The following is a 12,087-nucleotide window of genomic DNA, read 5'->3' as shown; positions in this document are numbered from 1 at the left end:
ACAGACGAGAAGCATTTCTGTATTGTCACCAAGGCAATCACGTTCATTTTGCGCAGGTACGCGATTAGAAATCGAAAAAGTAAACACATCAACTCGTAACAATATCAAGACATGAAGAAATTTGATTTAGAGAATTTATCACTCATGGGCTTTCGTTGGTTGGAAGCACACGGGCCGTCTATTCTTGTAGCACTTATTATCTTTTTTCTCGGACAGTGGATTATCCGCATTTTAAAGCGGTGGATTCACAACAGCATGGAGCGTCGTGAAGTATCTCAGTCGATACGCCCATTCCTACAAAGTTTTATTGCCACGATTCTTCAAATACTGTTGCTGATCGTTGTGCTGCAAATCCTTAGTGTAAAGATGACAATCTTTACGGCGATTGTAACATCGTTTGGTGTGGCGGCTGGTCTCGCGCTTTCAGGAACACTTCAAAACTTCACGGGAGGAATTTTGATTCTTTTATTGAAGCCCTTTCGCGTCGGCGACAATATCATCGCACAAGGACAAGATGGGATAGTTGATTCAATAGAAATATTTTACACCATTATCACCACGCAAGATAATCGTACGGTGATTATCCCTAACAGTAAGCTGTCGAATGAGGTGATTGTGAATATCAGCAGACAAGGTATTCGAAGAATGGAGGTAGAAATGAAATTCTCTTTCGGCATCGATTTACAGCAAGTCACGGCAGTCGTAAAAAATTGCGTAAAGCATTGTGCTGAATTGCGAGATGACCCTGCTCCTTATGTTGGCGTATCTGTACTCGATCCAGACGGATACAAGATTATGATTCATGCGTGGGTCGAAGCGTTAAACCACAACCAATTGAAACTCCAATTTCAAAAGAACTTAGTAGACGACTTAAAGAAAGCAGGTTTAAAACTACCGGGGACTTAACAAATGGTTTTTCGAAACCTGAAGATTTGCACGGGTTCTTTGAATCAATTCTTCTTGTGCTTGCAGCTCATGTTGAATACGCATATTCAGTTCTAACAATTTCTCAAGTCGGCCAGTGTACTCCTCTTTCAAGAAGTCGTTGAGTGGTTCTTGATCTTGTTGTTTTAACTGTTTGTGAATCTCATCGAGGCGTTCAAAAATTTGAACTACAGATGTCAATGTTGATTCACCATAAGATGCTTCAACACTATTCAAATTGTAAACTAGATTTTTCATACTGTAGCTTTTAACATCGGGAGTAACCAAAAATAAGTGCCACTTTCATGAACGCCAATGGGCCATCCCTTTTCTATCCTTCAAGTGATTTACAGATCGCCAAATTAACTTATCTTTAATACTATGGGATTTACACTCATTCTGCTTATCGCTCAAATGACCGTTTACTTGTTTCCACAAGAAATCATCATGCAAGCTGTGCTGGTACATGCGGGTTCCGCCAATATTCTACAAGAGAAGACGGGAATAACCGTACACCCTGGCGACAGTTTATATTTGGAGATAACATCATCAATACCTTCGCAAGTCGAGTTCTTTAAAACTACAGCACCTGTCAATGTTTCTATTGTCGAAGGGAACACAATTATTTTTCACGAACGGTACACTGGTGTGAATGCTTTTAACAAAGCACACATCGTGAAGGTTAATGCCCACTCGTTTAAACCAATACGAAAACTGATTTTCAATTTCGAAAGTCAACAAGGACTAAGAGACATTGTGATTCCCATTCATTGACTAATCCGCTTACCATGTCAGGTTATAAAGAATTTACTGTGTCGGGATTTCGCGAATACCAAGACATTATCATGGATATTCCGCTTGATGCTTTCACGCTTTACCGTGGACAACCTTCTGATAAGCCGTTACTCCCGAAAATCGCACGGTATAATTTGCAAGATGTCAGAACGGTAGAGCGAGAGATGCTTGAAGATTTTAAGCGGAGAAGCGTTCACCTCATTGATCACTACCCTGGAAATTGGTGGGATTGGTTGGCGCTTGCGCAGCACCACGGTATGGCTACACGTCTTTTAGACTGGTCAGAGAATCCATTGAGCGCCATGTGGTTTTCGATATTTGAAAAAGATAGTAGAAGTGAAGACTATGCTGTTGTTTGGGGATTTAATGTACCCAAAGAAGATATTGTAAAAGCCGATAATGCTACTGATCCATTCAAGGTTGGTGGAACAAAAATCTTCAGTCCGAATCACATCACCAAAAGAATTTCGGCTCAGCTCGGATGGTTCACCATTCACGAAGAAGAGCCTGACAATAAGTTTATTCCTTTCGAGCACAATCCGCGATACAACAACCGACTTTTTAAAATAAAGATTGAACATCGTGCATTCCGAGAATGCAAGAAACGTCTACACCAATATGGCGTGAATTCAGCCACGATGTATCCCGACATCGATGGTCTTGCCAAATATGTTGAATGGATTTTCTTGGGCGCTTAGTACTACGTTCTGCTAAAGTTTCGCTCGAGTATCTCGTCAACCATCTGCGGTAGAATATCTAATCGCAGTGATATTTTCTTACAAAGCTCGAGTTCACGGAGATTGATCAGGCTATCAATGGTCATGACGGAAACTAGATCTTGCAGTTGCTGAACACGGTCTTCGTACTTTTTCGGTGGCACAAACTGAACGCCATCGGGATTGTTGCGAATGGTTGTAATCTCATCTTCCGATACACCAAGACGTTTGGCAATTGTAACGAGTAAACTCCACTCATCACGATCAACTTCGCCGTCGGCCATGGCAACCGTTACGAGATTTTTAACGTGACTCCGACGTATTCCCTCGGTGTCGGTCTTGAAGATTTTCATCAGATCCATAACTATAGACATTAGATTAAAGCTATGTTAAAGAACCAAAGATTTTCTCAGCTATAAAAGCAATTCGATTGAAGAAGTGTCGTAATAGCTTCTTTAACCACAAAATACACCATAGTGCCTACGTACAACTACTTAGGCGGTGTGTACTCGGTTGCCCCTGTTTAGTAGATTGATTGCCGCTGCAGCCACCAAACCTCCGATTACGTACCACGCAACAGTCATCACTTTCGTTTGCGTTTTTCGCGACACGGCACCACTGGCCATCCCTAATTTTTGAGGCAGCGTGATTGCGCCTAACCCTGCTCCCAATCCAAGTAAAGCACCACGTAAATAAGTAGACTGTTGTGTATCTCCTTTTGCCATCGCGTAATAAAGCGAATTACTGATGAGATCTCCACCGATGGCCAATGGAAACAAGTTTTTTAATACGGGTAACTTTGGTTTTGCAAATTTTGCAACGGCATTCATGCCTAACAGATCTAGTCTCGGAGCATCTTTATCAAATTTCGCTACCCCTTGGTTGATGAGCGTTAATGCGGCTGCACCAGCCAATCCTCCCACTGCATTTTTCAGTTCCATAACTCTTCCGTTTATGTTGTCCTAACTTCTTTTGGCTTTGTGCTTAGAAATAAAAACACAATGCACCTAACGTTGCCCACGTCACCAGCTCGATAAGCCATTCGGTGGTATTCGTTCCTCTTCTCTCGGTATCCATAACTACAGACTTTTTTCTGTAGCATATCATTACTTCAATGCCAAGGTGAAGAAGCCAGAACACACAATGGTTGTCCAGATTTTGTAGACGAATATGGACAGAAGCCGTCCAAAAGCAATAATACTGCTGTTAGGTTGTCATCATCGCGGCATGCAACAAGCACATACTGCTTTTCAAAGCAGTGATGACAAATAACCGAACGGAAGTTTCTTACTCGAAAATTGAAAGCACTAATGTTACCAGTCCAATGAGTGCAAACAGTGCAATAAAAATTAAATTGAATATAAACCTTCCCTTGATATTCATTCGCTTGATATTCATAAGATAGTATTTTGTTTGTGAGTTGGAGCACATCGCTCCGGCAGACGCATCACTGCTAATTAACTATGCGAACGTTGGGGCGGCGGAACTTTGATCTTCGTATATATATCGTTAACGAAACGTGAATTCATTACATAATAACGAACGCAAGCTGTCTCGAAAGAAAACTCTAGCGCGGTGGGCGCGATGCTGATCATCACATTTTTCGATGTTTGTTCATGGCTACAATCGCCGTCGTTTTCCTCGTGTTCTGCAAAAGTATTTTCAGCCCCGAACATGACTTCCGAAACGAACTCAGAGATACTTTCAATGTCGTTATGCGAAAGATCTTCCGGTAGAAATTCAGGAAGTTGGTCTTTCGAATCCATGCTGATATTAAACAAATGGAAAGCCATCAGGATGCAGAGCAACCTAGAAGCCAGAGGCGATATAGTTTTCCATCGCATTTTCATGTAATCGAAATTACAGGGCGTCGCGCTTAAAAAAAACGCTTTCGTCGCGCGGTTCTTACATTGTAATAGTAAGCTGTCAACTAGCGATTGCCAGTACTAACACCGAGGGAATCCTTCTGAGCAGCATTCACGCGCTCCATGTTCTTGCGAATATTCTCCTTCACCTTTTTAGGCAAATACTTCTTTTTTCCTGGCTTCGGACAATCCCACTCTTCCAGGGTAACATTCTGAATCGTCTTTTGATCACCGACCCGACTTCGTTTGGCCACGGGCTTTTCTTCTTCTGCGCTTGCGGATAACGACTCCGACGGCAGGAAGAATCGTTTATTCGGATTAGTCTTACGCATCTTCACCGTTTTCGCTTTTGGACATGGAATGACCCCGCTGCTACAGCCCATACCAATCAAAACAACGAATACAAGAAATTTTGAAAGCATCAGTCTCATCATCGAAGGTGTTATTAAACTGAATACTGAAGGACAATAATGGAAGAACGTCAAAGAAAAGCACTTATTTCTTGAACGTGGTCTTACTAATTTACAACGAATTCATCGCAACTAACAGAGATTTTGCAATTTGTTAGTTGTGCAACGGCCTAGTAAGGTTCGTTTTGAATGATGTTTTTGTTCCTTTTGATATTCTTTTTGACTGACGAAGGTACCATTTTGCGATTTGGGTCTTGGGGACAGTCCCATTGTTCTGCTGAGATATTAAGCTCTTTTGGTTTAGGGTCCTTCCGTTTAAATAGGCGTATTTTTTGTGTTCCAGGGCTCTTATCCAGCCACACCATGGCAGGCTTCTTCCTCGCGCGCACAGGCGCACCGGTAGTGCCTTGCTGAGTGGTTTGACACCCCCAACAAAAACACAGTAGTAGCCAAGCCAAGATTATTTTTTGCATACCGTTCGATTGAACCACTCTTGTCAAAAAGAAATGCCTATCGCATCGCGTCACTGACGTATCAGGAATAGAAGCTACAACTTTTTAGCAACAATATCGAACGAATGTAAACGATATTACTTGGCGTGTTCGATTCGCGACACGTTTACATAGAAATTAGGGTCCACGTCAATCTCCTTCGATTTCATTCGTGTGGTTTGCCAATCTGGCGATGGTGTAATCATCCTACTGCCTTTGTCCTTTAACCGAATTCGAACAGGCATGTCGAAACCTTTCACGCAATTAACCCATCGATAAGAAATCTTGCCCCGATGAAAAGAATATTCGAGTGTGGGTACCTGCGTTGTTCTCAAATATTGATCAAATATTTTTGATAGGTCCCGACCTGCCTTCTTACTGATAAATTGCTCTATGTCTTTTCCATCAACTGTCGCGTGATAGAACGTCTTGTTCATATCGCGAAGAACGGTTCGCCATAACGCATCATCCTGTACCACCTGCCGCAGCGTATGTAAGATGTTACCGCCCTTAACGTACATGTCGCCCGAACCACTTTCATTGACGCCATAAGGCCCTTGAATAGGTTTATCATTCTTAATGCCTTTCCTGTTTCCGATGATGTATGCCGCCGCAGCTTCTTTTCCGTAGTAGTATTCGATGTAGAGACTTTCGGAATAATTGGTAAAACTTTCATGAATCCACATGTCGGCCATGTCTTTGTAGGTAATGTTGTTCGCAAACCATTCGTGACCCGACTCATGTATAATGATGAAATCAAACTTTAACCCATAGCCGGTTCCTGAAAAATCTTTTCCGAGGTATCCATTTTGGTATTTGTTGCCGTAGGTAACGGAACTTTGGTGCTCCATGCCGAGGTACGGCACTTCCACTAGTTTATATCCATCTTCATAAAACGGGTATGCACCAAACCAATGCTCGAAAGCACGCAACATCAACTTTGCTTGTTTAAATTGTGTCTTCGCTTTTTCAAGATTTTCTGGCAACACGTAAAAGTCCAAATCCAATTTTCCTTTTTCGCCATTCAGCGTGTCGGCGAAATGAACATAATTACCAATGTTGAGATTCACACCGTAGTTATTGATCGGATTCTTAACCGTCCATTCATAGGTTTTTGTATTGTCATTGTTGTCGGTAACCTTGGTTAATCTGCCATTCGACACATCCATGAGGTGTTTCGGTACTGTCACTTTGAGGGTCATGCCTTCCGGTTCATCATACATATGGTCTTTGCACGGCCACCAAACGCTAGCCCCTAATCCTTGGCACGACGTCGCGATGAAGTCATTGCCTTGCGCATCTTTCTCCCATTGTATTCCGCCTTCCCATGGTGGATGCTTCGCAACAACGGGTTTCCCGCTGTAATGAATGGTTAATGATTCTATATTGTTGACCTGTTGTCTTTTCTTTAGTGCAATGAGATAAGCGTTGCGTCCATCTTTCGTAAAAGATAAATTCTCATCGCCTTGCGTGATCTTACTGATGCTCAACGGTGGTTGAAGATCGATTTGCATCACCTGGTGGGCCTGCAATACTTGATACTTCACAACAACACGTCCACCTATTGTTTGGGTTTCCGGAAACACGCTCACCTCAAGATCATAATATTTCAAATCCCACCATGCCCGTTCTTTTGTAATAGAACCACGCAAAGAATCTTCACGTGTAAAAGACTGTGCAAAAGTGTTAACGTTTAATAGTATGCAAACCCAAAGCAACGCGTGTTTCATAAATATTATTTGCCAGATGAAATTTGAATTTCTTTAAAAGTAAATCCACCTACAAGCGCTTCAACGATTAAAATGTTAGCTCCCTTGTTCAACGTGACATTTGGAATAACGACCTCTTTAAAAGATTCGGCACTACCACTTGCAGGAACATCAAGCGTGGTCTTTGCTGCATTCAACGCTGCTGAAATTTTACCGCCAGCCTCCTCGGATGCCACCAGCAACTTAACGGTATACTTACCCTTCTTTGCAATATGCAAGGTATACTTCAACCACTCTCCTTTTTCAAAATTATCGATGAAGAAGTTGCCATTCTTATTGGTGATATCGACAGCATCATTACGATACACATGGCCCTTGTTCCAAGGAGTACGCTCTTTGCCTGTAGAGATGTAGTAATTACCTGAATCAAGATCATGATACGCTACACCGATGCGACCAAGATCATAATTTACAGCGGGAATCGTTGCTTTGCTTGTTACAATCTGTTTTGTAAAAGGTAGTGACGTATTCTCGCGTGTTTGACGGAACATGGCGTCAACAACATCACTGTGGTATATGCAATTTTCCAGCTTCAAATTTTCAGCTTGCTCCTTGAGACCTGCCCACGCTTCTTCTGCTGCCGGTTTCTCTCCACGGCCGGCCCAATAATCAAGTATCTTCTGATACCCAGCGGCTACTTTTATTTCCATGGGATTATTGAACCCCATTTTTTTCAATGGCCACCATGCCCACCCAATATCATTTCTCTCGACGAGGCGAATGGTAGAAGTGAACCACACATTCGAGTTCTCGCCCGTTTCGCCCAACCACAACGGAAGGTTATGTTGGTTACGGAGATCAAGCATTCCTTGAATAGACTGTTGATCGGTATAGTTCCAGTACTTATGAAAGCTGAGCACCATGTTGTTATCCCACGGTGGAAGTACGCCGCGGTAATTATTACCCCAGCAATTTCCTTCGATAATCACGATATGTTTTTTATCCACTTCACGAATCGCAGCCGTAATATCCATCATTAATTTTCGCAGTGGTTCGTTTTTATCTTCCGCACAACCGTTCTTATCATCGAGTGAAACGAAGCCCCAGTTTGGCTCATTGATGATATCGTATGCACCTATCCATGGTTCGTTTGCATATCGCTCAGCAAGTTTTCGCCATAGCGCGATTGTCTTTTGAAGATTTGCTTCGCTATCCCATAGGCTCGGTTTCGAAGGGTCACGATCCGATATATTAACATCGTTACCTTGCCCACCGGGTGCTGCGTGAAGATCAAGAATCAAATACATCTGATTGGCTTTGCACCATGCCAGAAGACTGTCGGTCATTGCAAATCCTTTCTCCAACCACGTCTGTTGCCCAGGCACAGGCTCTTGATCGACGGGAGGCGTATAGAGGTTAAAGTGCATAGGCAAACGCACAGAATTAAAGCCCCAAGCTTTCATCGAATCGATGTCGATTTTCCGGCAATGATTCGCAAGCCATGCGCTATAAAATGCATCCGTTTTTTCCTTTCCTACTAATTCCTCAAGCTTACCACGAATCACATGTTGTTGTTGCCCGATACCGTGAACGCGAAGCATGTATCCCTCTTGCAACATCCAGCCGCCGAGGCCCATGCCGCGAAGAATTACTTTCTCTCCTTTTTCGTTAACGATAATTTTTCCGTTTGCTTTCAGAAAGCCTTGTCCCTGCGCTGTGTACACGGCACACAATAACATTACAACAGACAAGATGATGGATCTTGAGTTCTTCATTTGGATTGGTGTTAAAAATCGTTTGCAATATAGATAGCGAAGGCATTTTTTGAATGGTATTCAATAGCCGCTTATAAAATTTTCAGCGCTTCTGTTGTGGATATTCATGGTCATATCTACGTATCTGCTTGTGATAGCTATCGATTTCGGCAAAGGCACTACATTTTCAATTGCTTCCGCACATTCAAATAACATGAGAAACACCATGCAACAACGTGAACTGCCGTCGTTAGATTGGAGTCCTTATCCACTCGAATCTTTCATTGAGGGTAAACAGGTGACCGATAAGAAAAATGTTGAAAACAAGCGTCGACTTGAAAACTCCGTCGTGGCGCAGAACACGAAGCCTAAGGAGAATGCTAATTGATTTCCCGTTTACGGAAAGGGTGAAATCGCCAATAGGTCAAACACCGCCAGACCCATTCCATGGGGCCGTATTGAAATACGCGCAGCCATGCATGACTTAGGATCAATTCAAAAATCCAAACGCCCAGCACGACGTAAAATATCTCATACCGCTGCAACTTGCCAAAGTATCCGAGCCCGACGCCGTAAAAAATGAATCCACAAATGAGCGACTGCAACAGGTAGTTTGTAAAAGCCATTCTCCCCACTGGCTGGAATAGCTTGAAAAACCAAGCGCAAACGCTCGTTTTGTAAAGCACCATAATCAAACCTAAAATTCCCAACGCGCGCACAACCCTCGACAATTGATAAAACAACGGATAACCTTCCTTCACCATGTCGAAATAGTTAAATGAATGTTGAATCATCGGGTGTAATCTCCAATACGACAACGTAATGCCTATACTCAGCCCTACTACACAAAGAATAATATAAGTTCGCAGCGATGCTTCCCCCGTCAATATTCCCATCTTGAAGAACGCCATCCCTAAGAGCATGAAGAGCAATCCATCCCAGACAAAAAAGTAAAATAATCCACCGGTTTCATTTTCGTAGCTGCGGGAGCTGTGCGTAAAATACAGATCACCATACGAGCCGCGTACAGATTCAATATTTTCTTCAACGCGTTGCAACTTCGCTTTACTTTCACTTCGCGATCGAATGGCTTGCATATCGCTTAACACATCCCTTTGTTCGGGGGTAAGCTTTACTTTTGTTGTATCGCGTTTCTCAATGGCCAGTCCCTTCACCACCGTTTGATGATCGCGAAACGGTTGTAGGTTTTCGCGCACCATCGAAAAAAACATGCAGACGATTGCCGCTGCGATCAATACTTTTGGTGAGCAGCTGCGAAAGGCAAAAAGCGCAGCACCTAAAATCGCGTAGTGAAACAACACGTCCCAAAACCACAACAATATATAGGCATTGAAGAGACCGAATACCAGTAGCCATAATTGACGGCGCATAAAAATTTCAGCAGCGAGTAGGCCATCCATTTTCTTTCCGAGGCGAGTAGCAAACAACAACACGCCAGCACCAAACAACATTGAGAACAGCGCACGTTGAGAGCCTTCAAAAATAAGTTCTGGAATGTAATAGGCGTAAAAGTTCGCGCCCCGCATTTCACCCTTTAGCGACGGATCGAAAATTTGGGCGTAGGGTAACGAAAAACCCGGTATATTCATAACAAGGATACCAAAAACGGCAATACCTCGAAGTGCATCCAATAGCGTGATACGATCACGAAGGGATGTGGGGGTGATAAGATTAGGGTTCAAATCGCAATACTTTTTCTAAAGCAACGCTCAACTTACGATTTTATATCCATTCGTAAAACATGAAAAGAAAGCGATGATTTCAATGGGCGCTATCGCACAAGGTGATCTAATAATTTAGTAGATTTAATAGCCAACTTTATAAGCCTCCACCGTGATCGAAACCAACAACGCCGAGGAGCTACTTCGAAAAAGTGAGTTCAGGATGCGCACGCTCTTTAACTCCGCGCATGACGCCATCTTTACCATGAATCATGGAACATTCGTTGATTGCAACGAAGCAACGTTACGAATTTTTCAATGCACGCGTGCACAAATCGTAGGACAAACACCCTACCGTTTCTCTCCGTTCATGCAGCCTGATGGACGGCTATCAGAAGATTCTGCCATGGAGCGCATCAATGCTGCCCTCAGTGGCAAGCCTCAATCTTTTGAATGGCGGCATATTCGTTACGACGGAACACCTTTCGACGCCGAAGTGTCGTTGAACCGTCTCGATCTAGAAGGAGAAGTTATGCTTCAGGCTATCGTTCGTGATGTAAGTGAACGTAAACGCGCGGAGGCTGAGAACAAACGCCTGGCGATGGTTGCCAATACCACTACGAACATGGTCGTTATTTTTGATCCGCAAAGTTTGATCGAATGGGTTAACCCGGCATTCACCAAAGTAACAGGTTACACACTCTCAGAATCTATTGGAAAGAATATCCACTTCTTATGTGGACCAGAAACGAACGCGTCGATCGTATCTTTGATCGATGAACATATTGCAGCAGGCACAGCTTTCAAAGAGATTGAACTTATTAAACACACCAAAACAGGCAAGCCTTATTGGGTAGCCATCGGTGTTCAGCCCATCACCGATAAAGATGGTCGCGCTATACAATTCATCGCGGTAGAAACCGATATCACAGAACGAAAAGCTACGCAGCAAGCATTACTCGATCGCAATGAAGAACTCGTAAAGATCAATGCCGAGCTTGATCGATTTGTGTATTCTGCTTCGCATGACTTGCGTGCGCCACTTGCCTCGCTACTCGGCCTCATTGAAGTTGCGCGTCTTGAACGTGATCACGACGCGATCATTCAATTGCTAGAACTGCAAAAGAAAAGCTTGCTGCGAATGGATCGCTTTATCAAAGACATTGTTGATCATTCACGAAACCTGCGATTGCAAATCGAACCAGAAGAGATCAACTTTGAAAGAATGATTCAAGCGACGTTTGAGCAACTCCAGTTTATGGAAAATGTAGGACGGATCAGGAAAGTGATTTCGATTGATCAAAAAGAACATTTCTACTCTTCAACGACACGCATTGACATCTTACTCAATAATTTAATCTCGAACGCGATCAAATATGCTGATCTTCAAAAAAGAGATCCTTTCTTAAGTGTTGAGGTTACATGCACACAAGAAAAGGCTACCATTAGTGTGGTCGACAATGGAGAAGGTATTCCGCAGGATGCTATGCCTAAAATCTTCAACATGTTTTACCGCGCTTCAGGGAAAGGTCCCGGTTCGGGTTTAGGATTATACATTGTGAAAGAAGCGATTGAAAAGATTGGCGGAAACATTCAGGTCTCTTCTACTTACAATGAAGGCACAACCTTCGTTGTGACGATCCCTAACCTTCGAAAAAAGTAGCCGCTACCAGTAGCCCAAGCGTTGGCAGCGCGCTTTTAAAAACGACAAGAAATCGTTAGATTCAACGACCACGATCCC

At 43.1% G+C, this 12,087-nt stretch carries 13 protein-coding genes; 5 read left to right on the top strand and 8 right to left on the bottom strand.

The genetic code is table 11. The features are described 5' to 3' along the window. The first annotated feature begins 111 nt into the window (after positions 1-111). Positions 112-906, top strand: coding sequence for a mechanosensitive ion channel family protein (locus DQQ10_RS22235; RefSeq protein ID WP_221409776.1), 795 nt, complete (start codon positions 112-114; stop codon positions 904-906). Here DQQ10_RS22235 and DQQ10_RS22230 read toward each other — a convergent pair. After that, positions 892-1,182, bottom strand: a complete 291-nt coding sequence (locus DQQ10_RS22230) for a hypothetical protein (RefSeq protein WP_112749137.1) — start codon at positions 1,180-1,182, stop codon at positions 892-894. The two genes, DQQ10_RS22235 and DQQ10_RS22230, sit on opposite strands and share 15 nt — an antisense overlap. Before the next feature lie 123 nt (positions 1,183-1,305). Here DQQ10_RS22230 and DQQ10_RS22225 point away from each other — a divergent pair, with 123 nt between their 5' ends. After that, complete coding sequence (locus DQQ10_RS22225; RefSeq protein WP_112749136.1) at positions 1,306-1,698, top strand: hypothetical protein; 393 nt, start codon at positions 1,306-1,308, stop codon at positions 1,696-1,698. Positions 1,699-1,712: 14 nt separating this feature from the next. Next, complete coding sequence (locus DQQ10_RS22220) at positions 1,713-2,417, top strand: FRG domain-containing protein (RefSeq protein WP_112749135.1); 705 nt, start codon at positions 1,713-1,715, stop codon at positions 2,415-2,417. A gap of 2 nt (positions 2,418-2,419) precedes the next feature. Here the strand turns inward: DQQ10_RS22220 and DQQ10_RS22215 are convergent, their stop codons facing one another. The 6 genes from DQQ10_RS22215 to DQQ10_RS22185 all read right to left on the bottom strand — a co-directional run bounded on the left by DQQ10_RS22215 (position 2,420) and on the right by DQQ10_RS22185 (position 8,685). Next, positions 2,420-2,797, bottom strand: a complete 378-nt coding sequence (locus tag DQQ10_RS22215) for a TerB family tellurite resistance protein (protein ID WP_165824056.1) — start codon at positions 2,795-2,797, stop codon at positions 2,420-2,422. A 132-nt stretch (positions 2,798-2,929) separates the two neighbouring features. Then, a complete protein-coding gene (locus tag DQQ10_RS22210; RefSeq protein WP_112749133.1) occupies positions 2,930-3,376 on the bottom strand; it encodes a hypothetical protein in 447 nt (148 codons plus the stop codon). Positions 3,377-3,892: 516 nt separating this feature from the next. Further along, a complete protein-coding gene (locus DQQ10_RS22205) occupies positions 3,893-4,201 on the bottom strand; it encodes a hypothetical protein (RefSeq protein ID WP_112749132.1) in 309 nt (102 codons plus the stop codon). A gap of 164 nt (positions 4,202-4,365) precedes the next feature. Then, complete coding sequence (locus tag DQQ10_RS22200; RefSeq protein ID WP_112749131.1) at positions 4,366-4,734, bottom strand: hypothetical protein; 369 nt, start codon at positions 4,732-4,734, stop codon at positions 4,366-4,368. A 565-nt stretch (positions 4,735-5,299) separates the two neighbouring features. Continuing rightward, entirely contained in the window at positions 5,300-6,931 is a 1,632-nt protein-coding gene (locus DQQ10_RS22190) for a M1 family metallopeptidase (RefSeq protein WP_112749129.1), read from the bottom strand. 5 nt (positions 6,932-6,936) lie between these two features. Then, positions 6,937-8,685 (bottom strand): cellulase family glycosylhydrolase, encoded by a 1,749-nt coding sequence (locus tag DQQ10_RS22185; protein WP_112749128.1) that lies wholly within the window; start codon positions 8,683-8,685, stop codon positions 6,937-6,939. Positions 8,686-8,878: 193 nt separating this feature from the next. On the opposite strand from DQQ10_RS22185, the gene DQQ10_RS28020 reads away from it, so the two are divergent. Further along, complete coding sequence (locus tag DQQ10_RS28020; protein ID WP_165824054.1) at positions 8,879-9,052, top strand: hypothetical protein; 174 nt, start codon at positions 8,879-8,881, stop codon at positions 9,050-9,052. On the opposite strand, the gene DQQ10_RS22175 is transcribed toward DQQ10_RS28020, so the two are convergent. Next, positions 9,045-10,367, bottom strand: coding sequence for a DUF418 domain-containing protein (locus tag DQQ10_RS22175; RefSeq protein WP_133259727.1), 1,323 nt, complete (start codon positions 10,365-10,367; stop codon positions 9,045-9,047). The genes DQQ10_RS28020 and DQQ10_RS22175 overlap by 8 nt on opposite strands. 151 nt (positions 10,368-10,518) lie before the next feature. Between DQQ10_RS22175 and DQQ10_RS22170 the strand changes: the two genes are divergently transcribed. Next, positions 10,519-12,009 carry a PAS domain-containing sensor histidine kinase gene (locus DQQ10_RS22170; RefSeq protein WP_112749125.1) on the top strand — a complete coding sequence of 497 codons (1,491 nt, stop codon included), beginning with the start codon at positions 10,519-10,521 and terminating at the stop codon, positions 12,007-12,009. Positions 12,010-12,087 lie beyond the last annotated feature (78 nt).

The organism is Pseudochryseolinea flava, assembly GCF_003286915.1.
Taxonomy (GTDB): domain Bacteria; phylum Bacteroidota; class Bacteroidia; order Cytophagales; family Cyclobacteriaceae; genus Ohtaekwangia; species Ohtaekwangia flava.
This window is presented reverse-complemented; position numbering and strand designations above follow the sequence as displayed.

What these genes read in the sequence shown, in the direction of transcription:
- DQQ10_RS22215 (WP_165824056.1), bottom strand. Translation starts at nt 2,797, where the DNA reads ATGGATCTGATGAAAATCTTCAAGACCGACACCGAGGGAATACGTCGG.
- DQQ10_RS22235 (WP_221409776.1), top strand. Translation starts at nt 112, where the DNA reads ATGAAGAAATTTGATTTAGAGAATTTATCACTCATGGGCTTTCGTTGG.
- DQQ10_RS22205 (WP_112749132.1), bottom strand. Translation starts at nt 4,201, where the DNA reads ATGGATTCGAAAGACCAACTTCCTGAATTTCTACCGGAAGATCTTTCG.
- DQQ10_RS22220 (WP_112749135.1), top strand. Translation starts at nt 1,713, where the DNA reads ATGTCAGGTTATAAAGAATTTACTGTGTCGGGATTTCGCGAATACCAA.
- DQQ10_RS22225 (WP_112749136.1), top strand. Translation starts at nt 1,306, where the DNA reads ATGGGATTTACACTCATTCTGCTTATCGCTCAAATGACCGTTTACTTG.
- DQQ10_RS28020 (WP_165824054.1), top strand. Translation starts at nt 8,879, where the DNA reads ATGAGAAACACCATGCAACAACGTGAACTGCCGTCGTTAGATTGGAGT.
- DQQ10_RS22190 (WP_112749129.1), bottom strand. Translation starts at nt 6,931, where the DNA reads ATGAAACACGCGTTGCTTTGGGTTTGCATACTATTAAACGTTAACACT.
- DQQ10_RS22210 (WP_112749133.1), bottom strand. Translation starts at nt 3,376, where the DNA reads ATGGAACTGAAAAATGCAGTGGGAGGATTGGCTGGTGCAGCCGCATTA.
- DQQ10_RS22185 (WP_112749128.1), bottom strand. Translation starts at nt 8,685, where the DNA reads ATGAAGAACTCAAGATCCATCATCTTGTCTGTTGTAATGTTATTGTGT.
- DQQ10_RS22230 (WP_112749137.1), bottom strand. Translation starts at nt 1,182, where the DNA reads ATGAAAAATCTAGTTTACAATTTGAATAGTGTTGAAGCATCTTATGGT.
- DQQ10_RS22200 (WP_112749131.1), bottom strand. Translation starts at nt 4,734, where the DNA reads ATGATGAGACTGATGCTTTCAAAATTTCTTGTATTCGTTGTTTTGATT.